Annotated in this window: 14 protein-coding genes and 1 pseudogene; 5 read left to right on the top strand and 10 right to left on the bottom strand. The window is 60.3% G+C overall.

What is annotated here, in order from left to right:
* The first annotated feature begins 327 nt into the window (after positions 1 to 327).
* Positions 328 to 1,563 carry an MFS transporter gene (locus QM588_RS04830; RefSeq protein WP_283311948.1) on the top strand — a complete coding sequence of 412 codons (1,236 nt, stop codon included), beginning with the start codon at positions 328 to 330 and terminating at the stop codon, positions 1,561 to 1,563.
* 485 nt (positions 1,564 to 2,048) lie between these two features.
* Positions 2,049 to 3,095, top strand: coding sequence for an NAD(P)-dependent alcohol dehydrogenase (locus QM588_RS04825; RefSeq protein ID WP_283311947.1), 1,047 nt, complete (start codon positions 2,049 to 2,051; stop codon positions 3,093 to 3,095).
* Here QM588_RS04825 and QM588_RS04820 read toward each other — a convergent pair.
* Positions 3,070 to 3,333, bottom strand: a pseudogene (locus QM588_RS04820) (XdhC family protein); the annotation flags it as partial. The gene QM588_RS04825 and the pseudogene QM588_RS04820 overlap by 26 nt on opposite strands.
* 96 nt (positions 3,334 to 3,429) lie before the next feature.
* Here QM588_RS04820 and QM588_RS04815 point away from each other — a divergent pair.
* Positions 3,430 to 4,299, top strand: a complete 870-nt coding sequence (locus tag QM588_RS04815; RefSeq protein ID WP_283311946.1) for a helix-turn-helix transcriptional regulator — start codon at positions 3,430 to 3,432, stop codon at positions 4,297 to 4,299.
* A 19-nt stretch (positions 4,300 to 4,318) separates the two neighbouring features.
* Here QM588_RS04815 and QM588_RS04810 read toward each other — a convergent pair whose 3' ends face one another.
* The 8 genes from QM588_RS04810 to QM588_RS04775 all read right to left on the bottom strand — a co-directional run bounded on the left by QM588_RS04810 (position 4,319) and on the right by QM588_RS04775 (position 8,542).
* Positions 4,319 to 4,441, bottom strand: a complete 123-nt coding sequence (locus QM588_RS04810) for a hypothetical protein (protein WP_336620059.1) — start codon at positions 4,439 to 4,441, stop codon at positions 4,319 to 4,321.
* 113 nt (positions 4,442 to 4,554) lie between these two features.
* The gene (locus QM588_RS04805) at positions 4,555 to 5,322 is read right to left on the bottom strand and encodes an SDR family NAD(P)-dependent oxidoreductase (protein WP_283311945.1); all 768 of its coding nucleotides are present in this window, start codon (positions 5,320 to 5,322) and stop codon (positions 4,555 to 4,557) included.
* A 24-nt stretch (positions 5,323 to 5,346) separates the two neighbouring features.
* The gene (locus QM588_RS04800) at positions 5,347 to 6,084 is read right to left on the bottom strand and encodes an SDR family NAD(P)-dependent oxidoreductase (protein WP_283311944.1); all 738 of its coding nucleotides are present in this window, start codon (positions 6,082 to 6,084) and stop codon (positions 5,347 to 5,349) included.
* A gap of 50 nt (positions 6,085 to 6,134) precedes the next feature.
* Positions 6,135 to 6,374 (bottom strand): hypothetical protein, encoded by a 240-nt coding sequence (locus tag QM588_RS04795; protein ID WP_283311943.1) that lies wholly within the window; start codon positions 6,372 to 6,374, stop codon positions 6,135 to 6,137.
* A 210-nt stretch (positions 6,375 to 6,584) separates the two neighbouring features.
* Positions 6,585 to 7,157: a cyclophilin-like fold protein gene (locus tag QM588_RS04790; RefSeq protein WP_283311942.1), complete on the bottom strand. Its 573-nt coding sequence runs from the start codon at positions 7,155 to 7,157 to the stop codon at positions 6,585 to 6,587.
* Positions 7,154 to 7,615, bottom strand: coding sequence for a lipocalin-like domain-containing protein (locus QM588_RS04785; protein WP_283311941.1), 462 nt, complete (start codon positions 7,613 to 7,615; stop codon positions 7,154 to 7,156). The genes QM588_RS04790 and QM588_RS04785 overlap by 4 nt, the downstream gene beginning before the upstream one ends.
* A gap of 2 nt (positions 7,616 to 7,617) precedes the next feature.
* Positions 7,618 to 8,148, bottom strand: coding sequence for a cupin domain-containing protein (locus QM588_RS04780; protein ID WP_283311940.1), 531 nt, complete (start codon positions 8,146 to 8,148; stop codon positions 7,618 to 7,620).
* Positions 8,149 to 8,194: 46 nt separating this feature from the next.
* A complete protein-coding gene (locus QM588_RS04775; RefSeq protein ID WP_283311939.1) occupies positions 8,195 to 8,542 on the bottom strand; it encodes a carboxymuconolactone decarboxylase family protein in 348 nt (115 codons plus the stop codon).
* A 1,617-nt stretch (positions 8,543 to 10,159) separates the two neighbouring features.
* Here QM588_RS04775 and QM588_RS04770 point away from each other — a divergent pair.
* Complete coding sequence (locus tag QM588_RS04770) at positions 10,160 to 11,290, top strand: DUF262 domain-containing protein (RefSeq protein WP_283311938.1); 1,131 nt, start codon at positions 10,160 to 10,162, stop codon at positions 11,288 to 11,290.
* 1,109 nt (positions 11,291 to 12,399) lie between these two features.
* A complete protein-coding gene (locus QM588_RS04765; RefSeq protein ID WP_283311937.1) occupies positions 12,400 to 13,446 on the top strand; it encodes an HNH endonuclease signature motif containing protein in 1,047 nt (348 codons plus the stop codon).
* A gap of 133 nt (positions 13,447 to 13,579) precedes the next feature.
* On the opposite strand, the gene QM588_RS04760 is transcribed toward QM588_RS04765, so the two are convergent.
* Positions 13,580 to 14,083, bottom strand: coding sequence for an HIRAN domain-containing protein (locus tag QM588_RS04760; RefSeq protein ID WP_283311935.1), 504 nt, complete (start codon positions 14,081 to 14,083; stop codon positions 13,580 to 13,582).
* Positions 14,084 to 14,299 lie beyond the last annotated feature (216 nt).

Below are 14,299 nucleotides of genomic sequence, written 5' to 3'. Positions count from 1 at the left end.
CGAGTGAAAAAGTCAGAGAGATCGTAAGCACTATCCGGTCAAAACTGTTGATTGCGAACAGATTGCGCTCTCATGATCGCGAGCCGATGAAGTGAACTCGAATCTCGGCATCCCCGCCACGCTCCATCTACTCGATCGACAGACGTGGGGTTCCCTGTCCGTGCCTTCTAGCAGCGCTTCGTGGGCAATAGTGTCGAAGACGAATCGAGCCGCGACGTTTGCGCCTCCAGAGGGGTAAGTAGGCATCGCACCCAGAGTAGGCCGCCGATCTCGCCTGCACTCGGTCCGAGCTCGACACAATACGACCCCACCCGAAAGAACTCAGCTGTGTCTCATTCCACCAATGAACGAAAGTCCTTGCCGTTCCTCGTCTACGTCCTCGCAATGGGTACGTTCCTCATGGGCACGTCGGAATTCGTCGTTGCCGGACTCCTGCCCGACATCGCCTCCGACCTCGCGATCGGCATCTCCGAAGCCGGGCTGCTGGTCACTGCGTTCGCGATCGGCATGATCGCCACCCCGTTGATCGCGGTGGCGGCACTCGAGATGCCCGAACGGACGGCTCTTCTGCTCGCGCTCGCCGTCTATTCCGCCGGACACATCGTGGTCGCACTCACAGACGACCTGTCCATCATCCTCGTGGCTCGCTTCGTGACCGCACTCGCAACGGGCGCATTCTGGTCGATCGCCGCATCTGTCGCGTCCCGCGTTGCGGGACCGGACGCCAGTGTGCGCGCCATCGGCCTGGTCCTCAGTGGCGGTATTCTCGCGACGGTGATCGGGGTGCCCCTCGGCTCTGTCGCCGGCCAGCTGGTGGGTTGGCGCGGTCCGTTCTGGATCCTCGCGGTACTTGCCGTACTCGCATCAGTGCCGATTGCCCGCGTCGTTCCCGGTGGTCGTTCGTCGTCGACGGTCATCCCTCTGCGCTCACAACTCGCATCGATCGCCACCGCACGACTCTGGGTGGTCATGACAGCGTGCGTGCTGATCTCGACGGCCGTCATGTCCACCTATTCGTTCATCGCACCTCTGCTCACAGAACGCTCCGGCCTGTCCGCCGGGCTTCTTCCCGTAGGTCTCGCCGTCTTCGGTGTCGGTGCCGTCACCGGCACTCTCAACAGCGGTCGGTTCGCAGACCGCGCGCCCTACCTCACCGCGCTGACCGGTGGCGGCATAGTCGTGATCGCACTCGGGTTGCTGAGCGTCTTCTCGTCGTACGCTGCGCCATCGATCGCCCTTCTCGCTGTCGCGGGAATGGCCGGCTTGGGTACGAACCCAGTGCTCATGTCGATGGCCGTCCGATTCGCAGAGGGCGCGCCGACTCTGGCCACATCGCTGTGCACGTCGATGTTCAACCTCGGCACCGCCGTCGGCACATGGGTCACAGCGCGAGCGATCAGCCGATACGGACCCGCTGCGATTCCCGTAGTGGGTGCACTGTTCGCAGTGTTGCTTGTGGTTCCGCTGGCCGCGCTCGTGATCATTGACCGGGCACGTCGCGATAGCGATGCTGCGTCTGCACCGCCGCAGTCGGTCGCCGGCCACGAAGTCGAAGTTCGCTGACCGAACGCGTCGCGATGCGGCGATCGTCTGGACTGTGAAAATGCCGACGACGATCTGCTGCTCAGCATGGTTGGACGTGGTTCGAGATCGGTGTCGAACCAGCAATGGCCAGGGCTTCCGAGTTTTCATACGCTGGATTTCCGTGACGTGGCGTGGCGTGGCGTGGGTAGCAGCGACAAGCATCCCCGGCCATCGATGACTTCTGTGGAAGTGACGACTCCGAACGAATCTCACTGCCCGACGCACGTCAGCTAGCCCACGAACTGTGCTCCCTTATCAATGGTTCCACCACACTAGAAGCTGTCGGTGACCGACGATGCCGCGGACCACCTCGGACCTGTCGCTCGCCGCGGTCTCCAACGTCATGGCGGCACCGGGGGGCATAGACCTTTCGGCTCCCGGACTGAGACAACCGAGGGGTGCCCTTTCGGTACACCTCTCATCAGACACTGGTTCGATCGGATCCGCTGTTGTTGTATCGAAGTATGACAACTTCCGTAAAGGCCTACGCCGCCACCGCAGCCGACAAGCCACTTTCCCCCAACACAATCGAGCGCCGTGACGTCGGACCTCACGACGTCCGCATCGACATCAAATTTGCCGGCATCTGCCACTCCGACATCCACACCGCACGCGGTGAATGGGGACCGATCAGCTACCCCCAGGTCGTCGGACACGAAATCGCCGGCATCGTTACCGAGATCGGCTCCGAGATCACCAAACACGCCGTCGGCGATCGCGTCGGAGTCGGCTGCATGGTCAACTCCTGCGGCGAGTGCGCCCAGTGCGTCAAAGGACTCGAGCAGTACTGCCTCGTCGGCAACATCCAGACCTACGGCAGCACGGACCGCGACGGCACCACCACGCAGGGTGGCTACTCCCAGCAGGTGGTCGTCACAGAGCACTTCGTCGTCCGCATTCCCGAGGGCATCGAGCTCGACGCTGCCGCGCCGCTCCTGTGTGCCGGCATCACCACCTATTCCCCCCTCCGCCACTGGGGTGCCGGACCCGGCAGGAAGGTCGCCGTGGTCGGTATGGGCGGATTGGGCCACATGGCCGTCAAGATCGCCCGTGCCATGGGTGCCGAGGTCACCGTGCTCTCGCAGTCGCTGAAGAAGCAGCAAGACGGACTCCGTCTGGGAGCAGACCACTACTACGCCACCAGCGACCCCGGCACCTTCGAGACGCTTGCGTCCACGTTCGACCTGATCATCAACACCGTCAGCGCCCCAATCGATCTGAACGCACACCTGTCGCTGCTCGCCGTCGACGGCGCGATGGTCAACGTGGGGGCTCCTGCGGAACCACTTCCGCTGCAGATCTTCTCGCTCATTCCTTCTCGCAGGACGTTCGCAGGATCCGCTATCGGCTCCATCGCCGAGACCCAGGAAATGCTCGACTTCTGTGCCGAGCACCATCTCGGTGCCGAGATCGAGGTCATCTCCGCCGACAAGATCAACGACGCCTGGGAGCGCGTGCTCGCCTCCGACGTCCGATACCGATTTGTCATCGACACGGCGACACTGGCCTGATCAGCCCGGGACAACGATAGAACGAAATACCGCCTGTGCGCGCACACGATGTGCGTGCACAGGCGGCTTTCTGCGCCGAAATGGATACCGCGGTTTCTTCCGGCGACTGCGCATCCAGATCGAGGCCGAGAGGTGACTGCAGTCGCTGGATTGCCTGCGCGGAAATCCCTGCAGCATGGAGTCTTTCGACACGATCGCGGTGAGTACGCCGTGAACCCAGCGCACCGATGAACGCCAGGAGCCTCATTCCCCTTGGCTTCACTTCCGGCGTCGTCGCGAAGGGTGCCCCGACAGGGCCTCGCGCGAGGTCACGATCAGCCATAACCTTGGATGTATGAACAACAAAGCCGAGGTACGCGAGTTCCTCATGACGCGCCGGGCCCGGCTGACGCCCGACGCGGCCGGCATCGTAGGCGGAATAAACCGCCGGGTCGCCGGGCTGCGACGGAGCGAGGTCGCGTCCTTGGCCGGCCTCTCCGTCGAGTACTACGCACGCATCGAGCGCGGCGCGATCGGCGGTGCGTCGGCGTCCGTGCTTGATGCACTCTCACGCGCCCTGCAGCTCGACGACACCGAACACGCACATCTACTCGACCTCGCACGAGCCGCTGACGGAATTCCGACCTCCGGACGGCCGCGTCGCAAGGCCTCGCGCCCGACCAACCAGAGAATCAGTCTGCAGTGGGCGCTGGACTCGATAACGGAAGGCGTGGCTTTCGTTCGCAATCAGCGTCAAGATCTGCTGGCGACCAACGAACTCGGTAGGGCGTTCTACGCCCCGATCATCGGAGACGGTGGACGAACGCCGAACCTTGCTCGATTCCAGTTCCTGGATCCGTTGTCCCGGGAGTTCTATCCCGACTGGGACACCTTTGCCGAGATGTGTGTATCCATCATGCGCGCCGAAGCCGGCCGCGACCCCCACGACAAGGGCCTTCAGGATCTCGTCGGTGAACTCTCCACGCGGGACGAGACATTCCGAAAGCTGTGGGGTGCCCACAACGTTCGGACGCATGGGGCCGGCAAGAAGCGTTTCAACCACCCGGTCGTCGGCGAAATTCACCTCGCCTACGAGGAGCTCGTCGTCACCGCTGATCCCGGATCCATCCTCATGGTCTACACCGCGGAGCCAGGCTCGCCGAGCGCCGATCGTTTGCATCTACTCGGATCCTGGGCGGCGCAACACGCAGAGGCTCGACCGTAGCCCCCCCAACGCATGCCGGTCAGGGTTCGGTGATCTCGACGTCGAATGTGGTCGGGTCCACGTCGTCGGGTCCCCCGCATACACCTCGGTCAAGAGCATCTACGGCGGCCAGCTCGTCGTCGTCGAGCTCGAAATCAAACACGTCGAAATCCTGCGCGATACGTTCGGGGTTGGTCGACTTATAAAGGTTACGAAAGGTCGAGCTGAACAGTGGTCTGCTGGACCACCCCACGAGTCGTCGACCATGGTCGAGCTCTACTGCGCGGTGTACCCCGCATCGACGGGGAGAGCCACGCCGGTGACGTAGCTCGCGGCATCGCTACACAGCCACAGCACCGCCGCCGCAATCTCCTCCGGCCGCCCGAGCCGCCCCAACGGCACGCCGCTCGCGGCGGAGTCGGAATCGAGCTCTCCGCCCGCGATCATTCGTTCGACCATGGGTGTACTGATGGTTCCGGGACACACCGCGTTGACTCGTACTCCATGCTGCCCGTATTGCAGCGCAACGCTTTTGGTGGAACCGATGACGCCGTGCTTGGTTGCGTGATACGTGGCGCGACCAGCTCCACCGACCAGGCCACCGAGCGAGGAGCAGTTCACGATCGCACCGGACCCCTGCTCACGCATCTGTACGAGTTCGTGCTTCATCGACGCCCACACACCCCGAAGGTTCACGGCAACGATCTTGTCGAATGCGTCGGCGGTTTCGTCTGCGGAATCGACGGGCGGAAGCATGATTCCGGCATTGTTGAACGCCATGTCCAGGGTGCCGAAAGCCTCGACGGTGGCCTGGACTGCCGCGGCAACCTGATCCTCGTCGGAGACGTTGCACTGCACCGCAATCGCCGTGAAACCATTGGCGTTCAACTCGTCTGCGAGGTGCTGGGCAGCGTCCCCGTCGAGGTCGACAATGGCGACTTCGGCACCGGCTTCGGCGAACGCGCGGGCCGTTGCCGCGCCCATTCCGGCGCTGGCACCGGTGACGAACGCGGTCTTGCCGGTGAAGTCATAGGTGACGGTCATGAGGGTGTTCTCCTTCAGGTCGATTTAGCTGTGCTGCAGGTCGAGTCCGGTGTGCTGCGCCAGAGCAGCGAGCAGTTCGTTCTGTAATCGTTCGTCGTGCCTCGCGGGGTGGGGCTTTTCGGTGCGCTGGTGGTGCCAGTAGCGCCCCGAGACATGAGCCTGCGGATCGTCGGTGGTTGCAAGCCATGCCTGGGTCACGTGGCCGAGCTCGAGATCATCGCTGGCAGACGGTCCGCCCATCTTGGTCGGCACCCAACCGGGATCGACCGCATTCGCCAGCACCGAGGGCCACAGCCTGGCCACCGCGGCCATGAGCGTGGTGATCAGCAGCTTGCTGTCCGAATACGAGGCCGATTCCTTCGATCCGGACCAGTCCGCGCCCGCGAGGTCTGCATGCCCGCTCCGGTGCATGCTGCTACTGAGGTAGACCAGCCGCCCCGGATCCCGAAGCAGAGCGGTGAGCACGTACGGTGCCACGACATTGACCGGCAGAAGCGAGGCCCCGTCGATGACACCGGCGTTGTGGATGACAGCGCTGATGGAACCGATACGGTGCGCTTGCTCAGCGACGTCCTGGACTTGATCCAAGTGAGCGAGGTCGCCGACAACGCCGAACGCACCGCGGGCGGTCAGGTCCTCCACCGCCGACAACCGTTGCCGTGTGCGGGCGTGAACAACCACCTCATGCCCGGCATCGAGCAGCGATTCGGCAGCGGCACGGCCGATGCCGTCGGTCGATCCGGTGATCAATACACGCGACACGAATTCCTTCTCTCTGTCCTACCGTTACAACTACGGCACGCGATCACAGCTCACGTCATCTCGTCGATACCGCGCCAGGTCCACACCCTCGACGGTAGAGCGTCGTCAGCGTGCGAGGAAGGCCCTGCGAGTACGTGCGCCGTGGTCTCGCCGTTCCGGCCCTGTTGCGATGGACTCGGGCCCCGTCCGTGATCAGCGGGCAGAACGAAGAGAAGCCAGTCCGCTACCGGGGCGATGACGATCATCGACATCCCCCAGATCAACAGTCCGCGAATGGTTTTGTTTCGCAACTCTTCCTCGGTATTCGCGAATATGAGCGCACCGTCTGTGGATAACGGGCTGCCAAATCAACGCTCGGTTCCTGCTCGACTGGAGCTGAATACCGCCTTGATACTCCGGAAATCCGAAGATCCGGGCACCCTACCCGACGCGTCTTATCCCATCGGGCCGACGGAGCCGTTCAACCGGTGGGATATGTGTGCCGATTGCACAGCAGTGAGCTACTCCGAACGGGAAACGGTCACCGTCACATCACCGTCGATGGAACCGACAGTGTCCGAACCTGTTTCGTCCATGTTGCCGAGAATGACTATGCCTGGGAACTCGCTCTGATCGCCGTAGTAGAGGACGAAGTCGTTACCCGGTGCGTAGTAGCCGATGTCGCCCGGGTTCGGATCTGCACTGCCCGGCGCTCCGTCGGTCGACAACTCTCCCGGAAGCGGCCCGGTCTTTTCGACCGAACCGTGGTCGGACAGATTGAGCGTCAGCGGAAGTTGGGCTACGAGGTCACGGCTGGCCGCGGTGTCGTTCAACGTTCCGACGACGATCCGTTCGCCGACTTGGATGTCGATCTGCATGGCTTCTCCGTTCTCGACCTGCTCGTTCGCAGCGTCGACCGTGGCGGGGACATTCGCACTGGTGACGTTTGGGCTCGTGACGCTCGCGCTGGTGGAGCTGGACCTTTCAGCCGTCGACTCCGAGGCGATCCCGGCGGAACAGGCCGCCAGCGCGAGAACCGAGGACGCCGCGACCAGACCGGAAAAGGCTCGGCTCCGCACGGCCGATGCCGTCACGACGCGGACTGTCGTTCGTAGGTCACCCGAAACCCTTCGGCGGGATCGCGCGGTGTCAGCACCAGGGTGTCACCGTCGACCTCGTAGTTCCGCTCGAACGTCTGCCCGATCAAATCGCGCACTGCCGCCGATTCCACTGTGACGGTGAGGGTTCCGGCATCAGCGTCGGTGGTGAGGTCACCGAAGTACGCCTCGTATCCCTGGACCGTCAAGGGGGTGTCCGGTGCGGACATGTCCGGGTTCATTGCCTGTACCGACATCGTCTCGTCCGTGAAGATGACCTGCCCCGAATACGGTGTGGGCGTCAGATCACCCTCTGCTCCGACCTCGAGCGAGGTCATCCGCCACTCGCCGGTCAGACCGTCACTACCTGCCTCGTCCGATGCTTGCGAGCAGGCCGCGGTCGTGAGCAACAGTCCGACTGCTGCGACCCCAGAGATCAAGAGTTTCTGCACCATGCTTACCTCTTTACGTTTTCGGTTGGATGAGACATGAGATATTCGCACGAACCGGACAGTGGGATCCCCTGGCAGGGAACACCTTCCACGTCCCCGACGGGACCGACTCGATCGTTCGGGCCCCGCTGCGATGAGCGGCCCTCGTACTGCGCGTCGGTGATGTGCTCGGCCCACGTCGTCGTGGTGGTCGGATCCTCACCGTTCTGAAGCATCGCGATGTGCTCCATGTACACGCCGGGAGCTGGTGCGTGCCAATGCTCTTCGCCGGGAGGGGTGTAGAGGGTTTGGCCTGGATGCACCTCGATGATCGTGCCGTCGCGGCTTCCGAATCGCGCGATTCCCTGCGTGACGCGCAGGTACTGTCCGTTCTCGTGTGAATGCCAGGCCGTGCGAGCGCCGGGTGCAAATCGAACCGTCGCAACGACCATCGTCTGATTCGCTTCGTGCGGCACCGCGATCGGGTCCAGCCACACATCGCCGGCGAACTGCTCGGCGGGGTTCTTGGTGGTGGGAACTGCGGGTTCGATGTTCATCGAGGGCCTACTTTCTGTCGTATACCTACCAGGGAGCGGCTGTACCTCAGGATGCGTCCGAGCTGGCACTCTCATCGAAGAGTTTCTTGGCGACGCCCATTGCCGCCATACCCTTGGGCCAGCCCGCGTACAGCGTCACGTGCGTCAACGTCTCGATCAGTTCGCTCTGCGTCACGCCGTTCTCGATCGCGCGGCCGAGGTGGAACTCGAGCTGCGCGGTGTCGCCTCCCGCCGCGAGTACGGCCACGGTGACCAGACTCCTGTCACGGGCGGCGAGCTCGGGCCTGTTCCACACGTCCGCGAAAAGTACGTCGTCGGTGAGCTCAGCGAGCTTCGGAGCGAAATCTCCGAACATCGACCGCCCACCTCCTACCTGCCTGGGTTGATCGGTCATCACACAGTCCTATTCTCGCGTCGGATCGTTCGCGCTCAGCGCGACTCACATCGACTAGTCAATCGCCAAAACCCCGTGTCGGGGAGTCACTGTCGAGGGGTGCACCAGCAGGGCACCTCTTGCCAGTCCGATCCGATCCGATCCGATCCGATACGCACGATTCGATCCCGGCGGTCGGCCTCGCTGAGCTCCGGACCTCCTCCTGACCTGGGCACTGACCCCGGACGCCGGCAGCTACCTCGCCACTCGATCTTCGAAGCCCGGTGCCTGGAGTCGGTTCTCGCGGCGGCACCTGTCGACATGTAGCTCGTCGAGCCGTCGGTGCAGCCATCATTTCCACGTGGTGACTGCGGACTGAACAACACCCTCGAACTTCCCGAGGTGGGCACCACCGAACACCAGAACCGTCTCGACACCGCAGGAACTGCCAATTTCGTCTCATGCTCGTCCGTCGTCTCAATGCCGATACTGCTCGAGCACCTCCCGCGGAATGCCTACGGATACTGGCCGCGTTCGGTTGTAGATGCTCAAAAAGATGAGTAAGTGATGACTGGAGCGTCCACAGGCGTCCATCAGCTACCCGGCGGTGCGAATCCGGCACACAACTCGCAGGTCAGCGGCATAGCAGCCGGAACCTGACTCCCGGTATTCGCGATTAAGAGTCAAGTCTCCGAAACGCCCTCCGGCGCTTGCGAACCCGCAGGTCACAGAGTTGTCCATTCTTGCCAAGATTGCGGTCGCCCACACGTACCCGGACAACAAAAAGTGCCCCTGAGCAGCAAATATGCTGTTCAGGGGCACTCGGTGTGCGCCATCAGGGATTCGAACCCCGGACCCGCTGTACGAGAGATAACAATTCAAGTGGATGCACTCGCGTCCATCATCGGCCCGTTGAGCTGGGTGTTCGGCGAATCGAGTGACCATCGGCGTCCGCGTGAATTCATCCGCATCCGGCCCAAAGTGATGAGTAAACGATGAGCACATCCGACCGCCTCCCAGTCCACCTACGCCCCGTACAGTCCGCAATCGTCTAAACGGACCGCTATGGCCACTCGACTCCACCATGATTCAAAGTGATGAGTTCGAACACGTTCTGAAACAGTGTTCGTCAGAGCTGCCGGCCCTATCCGCCTAAATCAACAACGCGCGGGCCGCGCACTGCGACGTCGCCGGAGTACCACTGCATCAGTGCGGTCACCGTCAACGTGTCGAGGAGGTCGTGGTTCCTTGGTGCATGGTCTCTAGTGCGTCGCTGCGGCGAGGTGGTTGCATGCATCGAGCATGGACTCGCAAATCATTCGCCGCCCGGTGAGAGAGTCGACGACGCTTTCGGCGCCCAGACTGCGCTCGATTTCGTTCACGCAGGTGTGTGCAGAGACGCAGCGCCTCGGCGGGGACGTAGCCCGGTGAACATTGCGGAATCTGCCGAACTTCGATTCCGCACCAGCACCGCATGTGGTTCGCTCGTTGTAGTGCACGTCGGAGTCTCAGGGCTTTCCGACCCAGTCAGCGAGCGACTTAGAGCCACAGTCGACACGCGTTTTACACCGAGCGACCTAGTCCTCCCGTTACTCCGCAATGGCTATACTCTTCTTACATCATCGCGGCTGGAGAGAAATGAACCGAGAGACAGACCTTGCTGGACCAGCAATATCTTCCGAGCATAGCTGGTTCCGAGTAAGCGACTATGTAGGCTGGCAAAAAGACGGAAGCCTGCAACTCCGCCCGAAGTTTCAACGCGGGTCGGTTTGGCGAGCTTCAGACAAGAGCTTACTGATTGATAGCTTACTAAAAGGTTTCCCAATACCTTTACTCATCCTGCAAGATGAATACCCGGAGATCGGGGCGAGAGCTATACGCCGCGTAGTCGACGGACAGCAGCGCCTTCGAACTTTGATTGGCTTTATTGATATCAAACTCCTCGGCGATGAGATCGAAGATACGGACATGTTTACGTACCGACCTCAGCATGTGAAGCAAAGACATCCAGGTTTTAAATTTGCCGATCTGGATCGCGACCAACAATTACAGATTATGGAAACCCGGATTTCAGCAGTCATTCTTAATTCAAGAACAAGCGAACCGTCCATCCTTGAGGTCTACGATCGCCTGAACCGCACCGGAACGAAGCTGTCAGCACAGGAACTTCGCTGGGCGAAATATCGCGGCGGCTTCTCTGAACTTTGCTATCGAATCACCCGCGACAACCAGACGCGATGGCATGACTGGGGTATAATCACCAACCAATCAATTTCACAAATGGGCGATGTGGAACTCACAAGTGAGCTCATCTTACTCATTCTGGATGGTATCCAAAAGACCGGTAAGCCTGAGATAGACGTAGCGTACGAGAAGAGGTCATTAGCAGAAAACGAGGAAGAATACGTTATAAAGACATTTAACTCCGTCTTCGAAACCCTGGGATATCTTTACGACTCTTCTCGGAGTCCTGATGCGGTTCGACCGTTCCGAACAAAGGCATGGCTTTATTCGCTCTTCTCGATGCAGTTATTCCGGATTGGCGCACTGGACCAGGACGGAAACGCAACGTCCAGTGCGCAGTCTTTTGACTCCACGGAGACGTTAGCCCCTTCGCTAGCTTCCGCGTGGGTCGATACAGCGCTAGGCGCATACAAGGACGCCCGCAAAAGCGATGCGGCGCTCGCGCGAGCGGTGTCCGGAGGTGCTTCCGACAAGAGTTCAAGGCTAAGACGCCTAGAGTTTCTGATTGGCACCTTAGAGTCGTGACGGCTACAACTGAGTTCAATACGAATCTTAGCTTAGCATTGACTGTCGAGGCTCAGGTTGTATCGTTGGCCGCCCACGGGGGGACTAGCAGATCACTAGCGCAGGCGGCAGCCGAAGGTTTGCTCCTAAGCGCGTATACCTCAGCCGAACAATTTATTCGAGAGCTATTCTTCGAACTTGTTAATGGAACTACCCTAGCCACCGAGTTTACGTCGCCATTAACCGTCCTAGGCTCGGAGCTCACGCAAAAACTCATCTATCTGTCAAGCGACAAGTTGGACTGGATGCCTCCAGGCGGAACTGTCGAACCTCGAGCAACCCAGATTTTTTCCAATGGTCACCCCTTCCTGCGTCTAAAATGGCGAAAAAATTTCGCCGATCGCTTGGAAAGTTCGAAGATTGTTCGTGACCGTATTTCCCACTCCGGAGAAAAGGCTGAAACTAACTATTGGATTAACATAGCCGAACGACAACAGGGCTTTAAACGACCAGGCGCGTGGCTAATAAGCGATTCGACAGAGTTTAGCGCACCAACCTCAAATCTTAAAGTAATTTTGACTACATTCCAAAGCATGGCCGCGGCACTTAGTGAGTCAAATCCCGACCTTGACACCCTTTTAGGTAGAGTCGCCGGAGCCGTTCCGGAGGCGACCAAAAGAATACCAGGAGCCTTTACCTGCAGTATATGCAGCACAGCTTCTTTGTCCCCCATCGGCGAGCCGCTTGGAGCCTGCCCATCCTCAGGGTGCGCAGGCTCCAGAACAAGAACGACCTGGAACTTCAGAGCTCGCTAGTCTGCACGAAGCTTTCGTCGGTCCGGCACCACGCACCCAGCGCCTGCCGACCAGAACAGTCCACATGGTCACTCCACCCCACACAGCCCAAAAGGTTGACCGACTCTCGCGCACTAACGTCTCGCTCACAAAATTGCGGACTGTTCGGTGTTCGGTACTAATCGAACACAGCTACTGACGGCGCTCATCGAAATTCATTACTAGTGCTCAACTTCACGGAACGCTGAACGCCTTGCGGGTTGGCACGCCCGACACATCGGACGTGCCAACCTCAGAGCACGTACACTCCAGTCCTGCACCAGTTAAGGTCTGGCTATGGCACAGTCGGATCGTCCACGCGAATTTGTTATCCGGCAACTCTATGCCCTGTCGATGAACAGGTGCGCCTTCCCCGAATGCCCGACTCCGCTGGTCACGCCCGAGACCGGGACCGTCGTCGGCGAAGTGTGCCATATCAAAGCAAAAAGCACGGGAGGGCCACGATACTCTACTAATCAAAATGATGAAGAGCGCCACGGCTTCAACAACCTTATCCTGATGTGCCGTAACCATCACAAAGAGATCGACACCCTCTCGAACTTGGATATATATACCGTCGAATGGCTCCACAACGCGAAGACCAATCACGAAGATCGAGCGCGTGCGTCCGGGCCGATCAACGCCCCAACAGATGTTGTGACTGCTCTGACGTTATCAACCGTGTCTTACGAAGCAGGTTCGACGCACATGGATTTTCGAGATGCCGTGTTCAAGGTGGGCGGAGCAGGCGGTGGACCGCTCGGCGGCGGTGGCCAAGGCGGCGTATTGACAATTGTGGGCATCTCTCGACTCCCCCGAGAGGTTGAAGATCAAGTACACATAGATCTCGCGGGAGGCAACGGAACTGCGCCCGGTGGAGGGGGCGGAGGAGGGGGCGTGCTCGTATTCGAGGGAAGATGTGCAGACGACGGCGACGTGGCAGCTGGACTGTCGGTTCCGCTATTCTTTCCGGCGAACAGCGCCACCGTCGCCGACGGTTTACTGTACGTGCTGGGGGCTGGCTGGGACTTCTTCTGGGTGCCCAGCTTTCCTTGTGAGACGGTAATAAATGTGGCATTCACAGTCGAATTTGGATCAATCGGCGCGAACGCTCTATTCAATTTTAGATTCGCCATGATTACCCCGGAAGGTTCCCCGCAGGCCTTAGCAACGCACAATGTCGAGGTTCCGTCGACATCGGGGTTGATCAACGCAACAGCCCAGTCGGCGGCAATCCCCCTCACCTTCCACGGACCAGGAATTCACGCAATTAGTATTCGATCCGGCAACATAGAATTTCGTAGTTACAAGTTTGAAGTCAGACTTCGCCGCGAAACCGACTAGCTCAGAGTTTTTAGATTGCTCCGGACTCCAAAGCCGTCAGCAGCGGTTTAGACCGGCACTCATCTAACCAGCCCGCGTCGATGAGTGCCATGTGCTTAATAGGTCTCGACGACATGATGCAGGCGCTTGTAGATTACGCCGCGGCGATCCAGTCCGGACCGTCGAACACGAATCGTTCGCAGCTGCCGTCGAGCCTGAGCAGAAGCCTCAAGTGCGGGTGCGCCTCAGCAGAGTTTGCACGCACGACGCGCAGTTTGTGTCCACCGCAATCGATTACAGCATGTACGTAGTCGAGTAGCGGGTCGGGTACGAATCCGAGATGCAGCGCACCGTCGCTGACACGGATGGCTTTCGGGTTGTGCTTGTTCATTGGTTCCGGTTCCAAGGTGAGCCGCTGACCGGGGACCAATGCCGAAATGCGTTCGCTCGCTTCGTCGCTGCGGTGACGAACGCCGTGCGCTAGAAAGTGAGCAGTTGTAGACCCGGAGGTTCCGTCGTACTCGGGCAACGAGATCAGTTCGATAGGGTCGCCTTCGCGGTGGCCGCCGGATGCGGACAGTATCTCCCACGCGTCAGCATCGGATTCGAGATCGAGCGCTTCGAGATACTGAGGGCGGTCAGGCCGTTTCGCACTCATCACCCGGTCCGCGAAGGACGGAAAGAGCCGCGTCGATCGATAGCGCCGCTTGGCGTCCCGAAATCCCACAACTGGAACGAACTTCGGGTCGGCAGCGGCTTTAGCGAGGTAGGTAAATTCAAAGCTCGGTGCATCGTCCGAGTGCGCAACCTTGTCGAGGTACCCGAGCGCCCGATAGATGCTGTCGTCGACCCCTCGACGCGTCACAATAAGCCT

The organism is Rhodococcus sp. IEGM 1354, assembly GCF_030056855.1.
Classification (GTDB): Bacteria; Actinomycetota; Actinomycetes; order Mycobacteriales; family Mycobacteriaceae; genus Rhodococcoides.
The sequence above is the reverse complement of the archived record's forward strand: the minus strand, read 5'-3'. Positions and strand labels throughout refer to the sequence as shown.

Excerpts from the sequence above, each read along its gene's own strand:
- QM588_RS04825 (WP_283311947.1), top strand. The coding sequence starts at position 2,049 with ATGACAACTTCCGTAAAGGCCTACGCCGCCACCGCAGCCGACAAGCCA.
- QM588_RS04815 (WP_283311946.1), top strand. The coding sequence starts at position 3,430 with ATGAACAACAAAGCCGAGGTACGCGAGTTCCTCATGACGCGCCGGGCC.
- QM588_RS04805 (WP_283311945.1), bottom strand. The coding sequence starts at position 5,322 with ATGACCGTCACCTATGACTTCACCGGCAAGACCGCGTTCGTCACCGGT.
- QM588_RS04785 (WP_283311941.1), bottom strand. The coding sequence starts at position 7,615 with ATGGTGCAGAAACTCTTGATCTCTGGGGTCGCAGCAGTCGGACTGTTG.
- QM588_RS04780 (WP_283311940.1), bottom strand. The coding sequence starts at position 8,148 with ATGAACATCGAACCCGCAGTTCCCACCACCAAGAACCCCGCCGAGCAG.
- QM588_RS04775 (WP_283311939.1), bottom strand. The coding sequence starts at position 8,542 with ATGACCGATCAACCCAGGCAGGTAGGAGGTGGGCGGTCGATGTTCGGA.
- QM588_RS04770 (WP_283311938.1), top strand. The coding sequence starts at position 10,160 with ATGAACCGAGAGACAGACCTTGCTGGACCAGCAATATCTTCCGAGCAT.
- QM588_RS04765 (WP_283311937.1), top strand. The coding sequence starts at position 12,400 with ATGGCACAGTCGGATCGTCCACGCGAATTTGTTATCCGGCAACTCTAT.
- QM588_RS04760 (WP_283311935.1), bottom strand. The coding sequence starts at position 14,083 with ATGAGTGCGAAACGGCCTGACCGCCCTCAGTATCTCGAAGCGCTCGAT.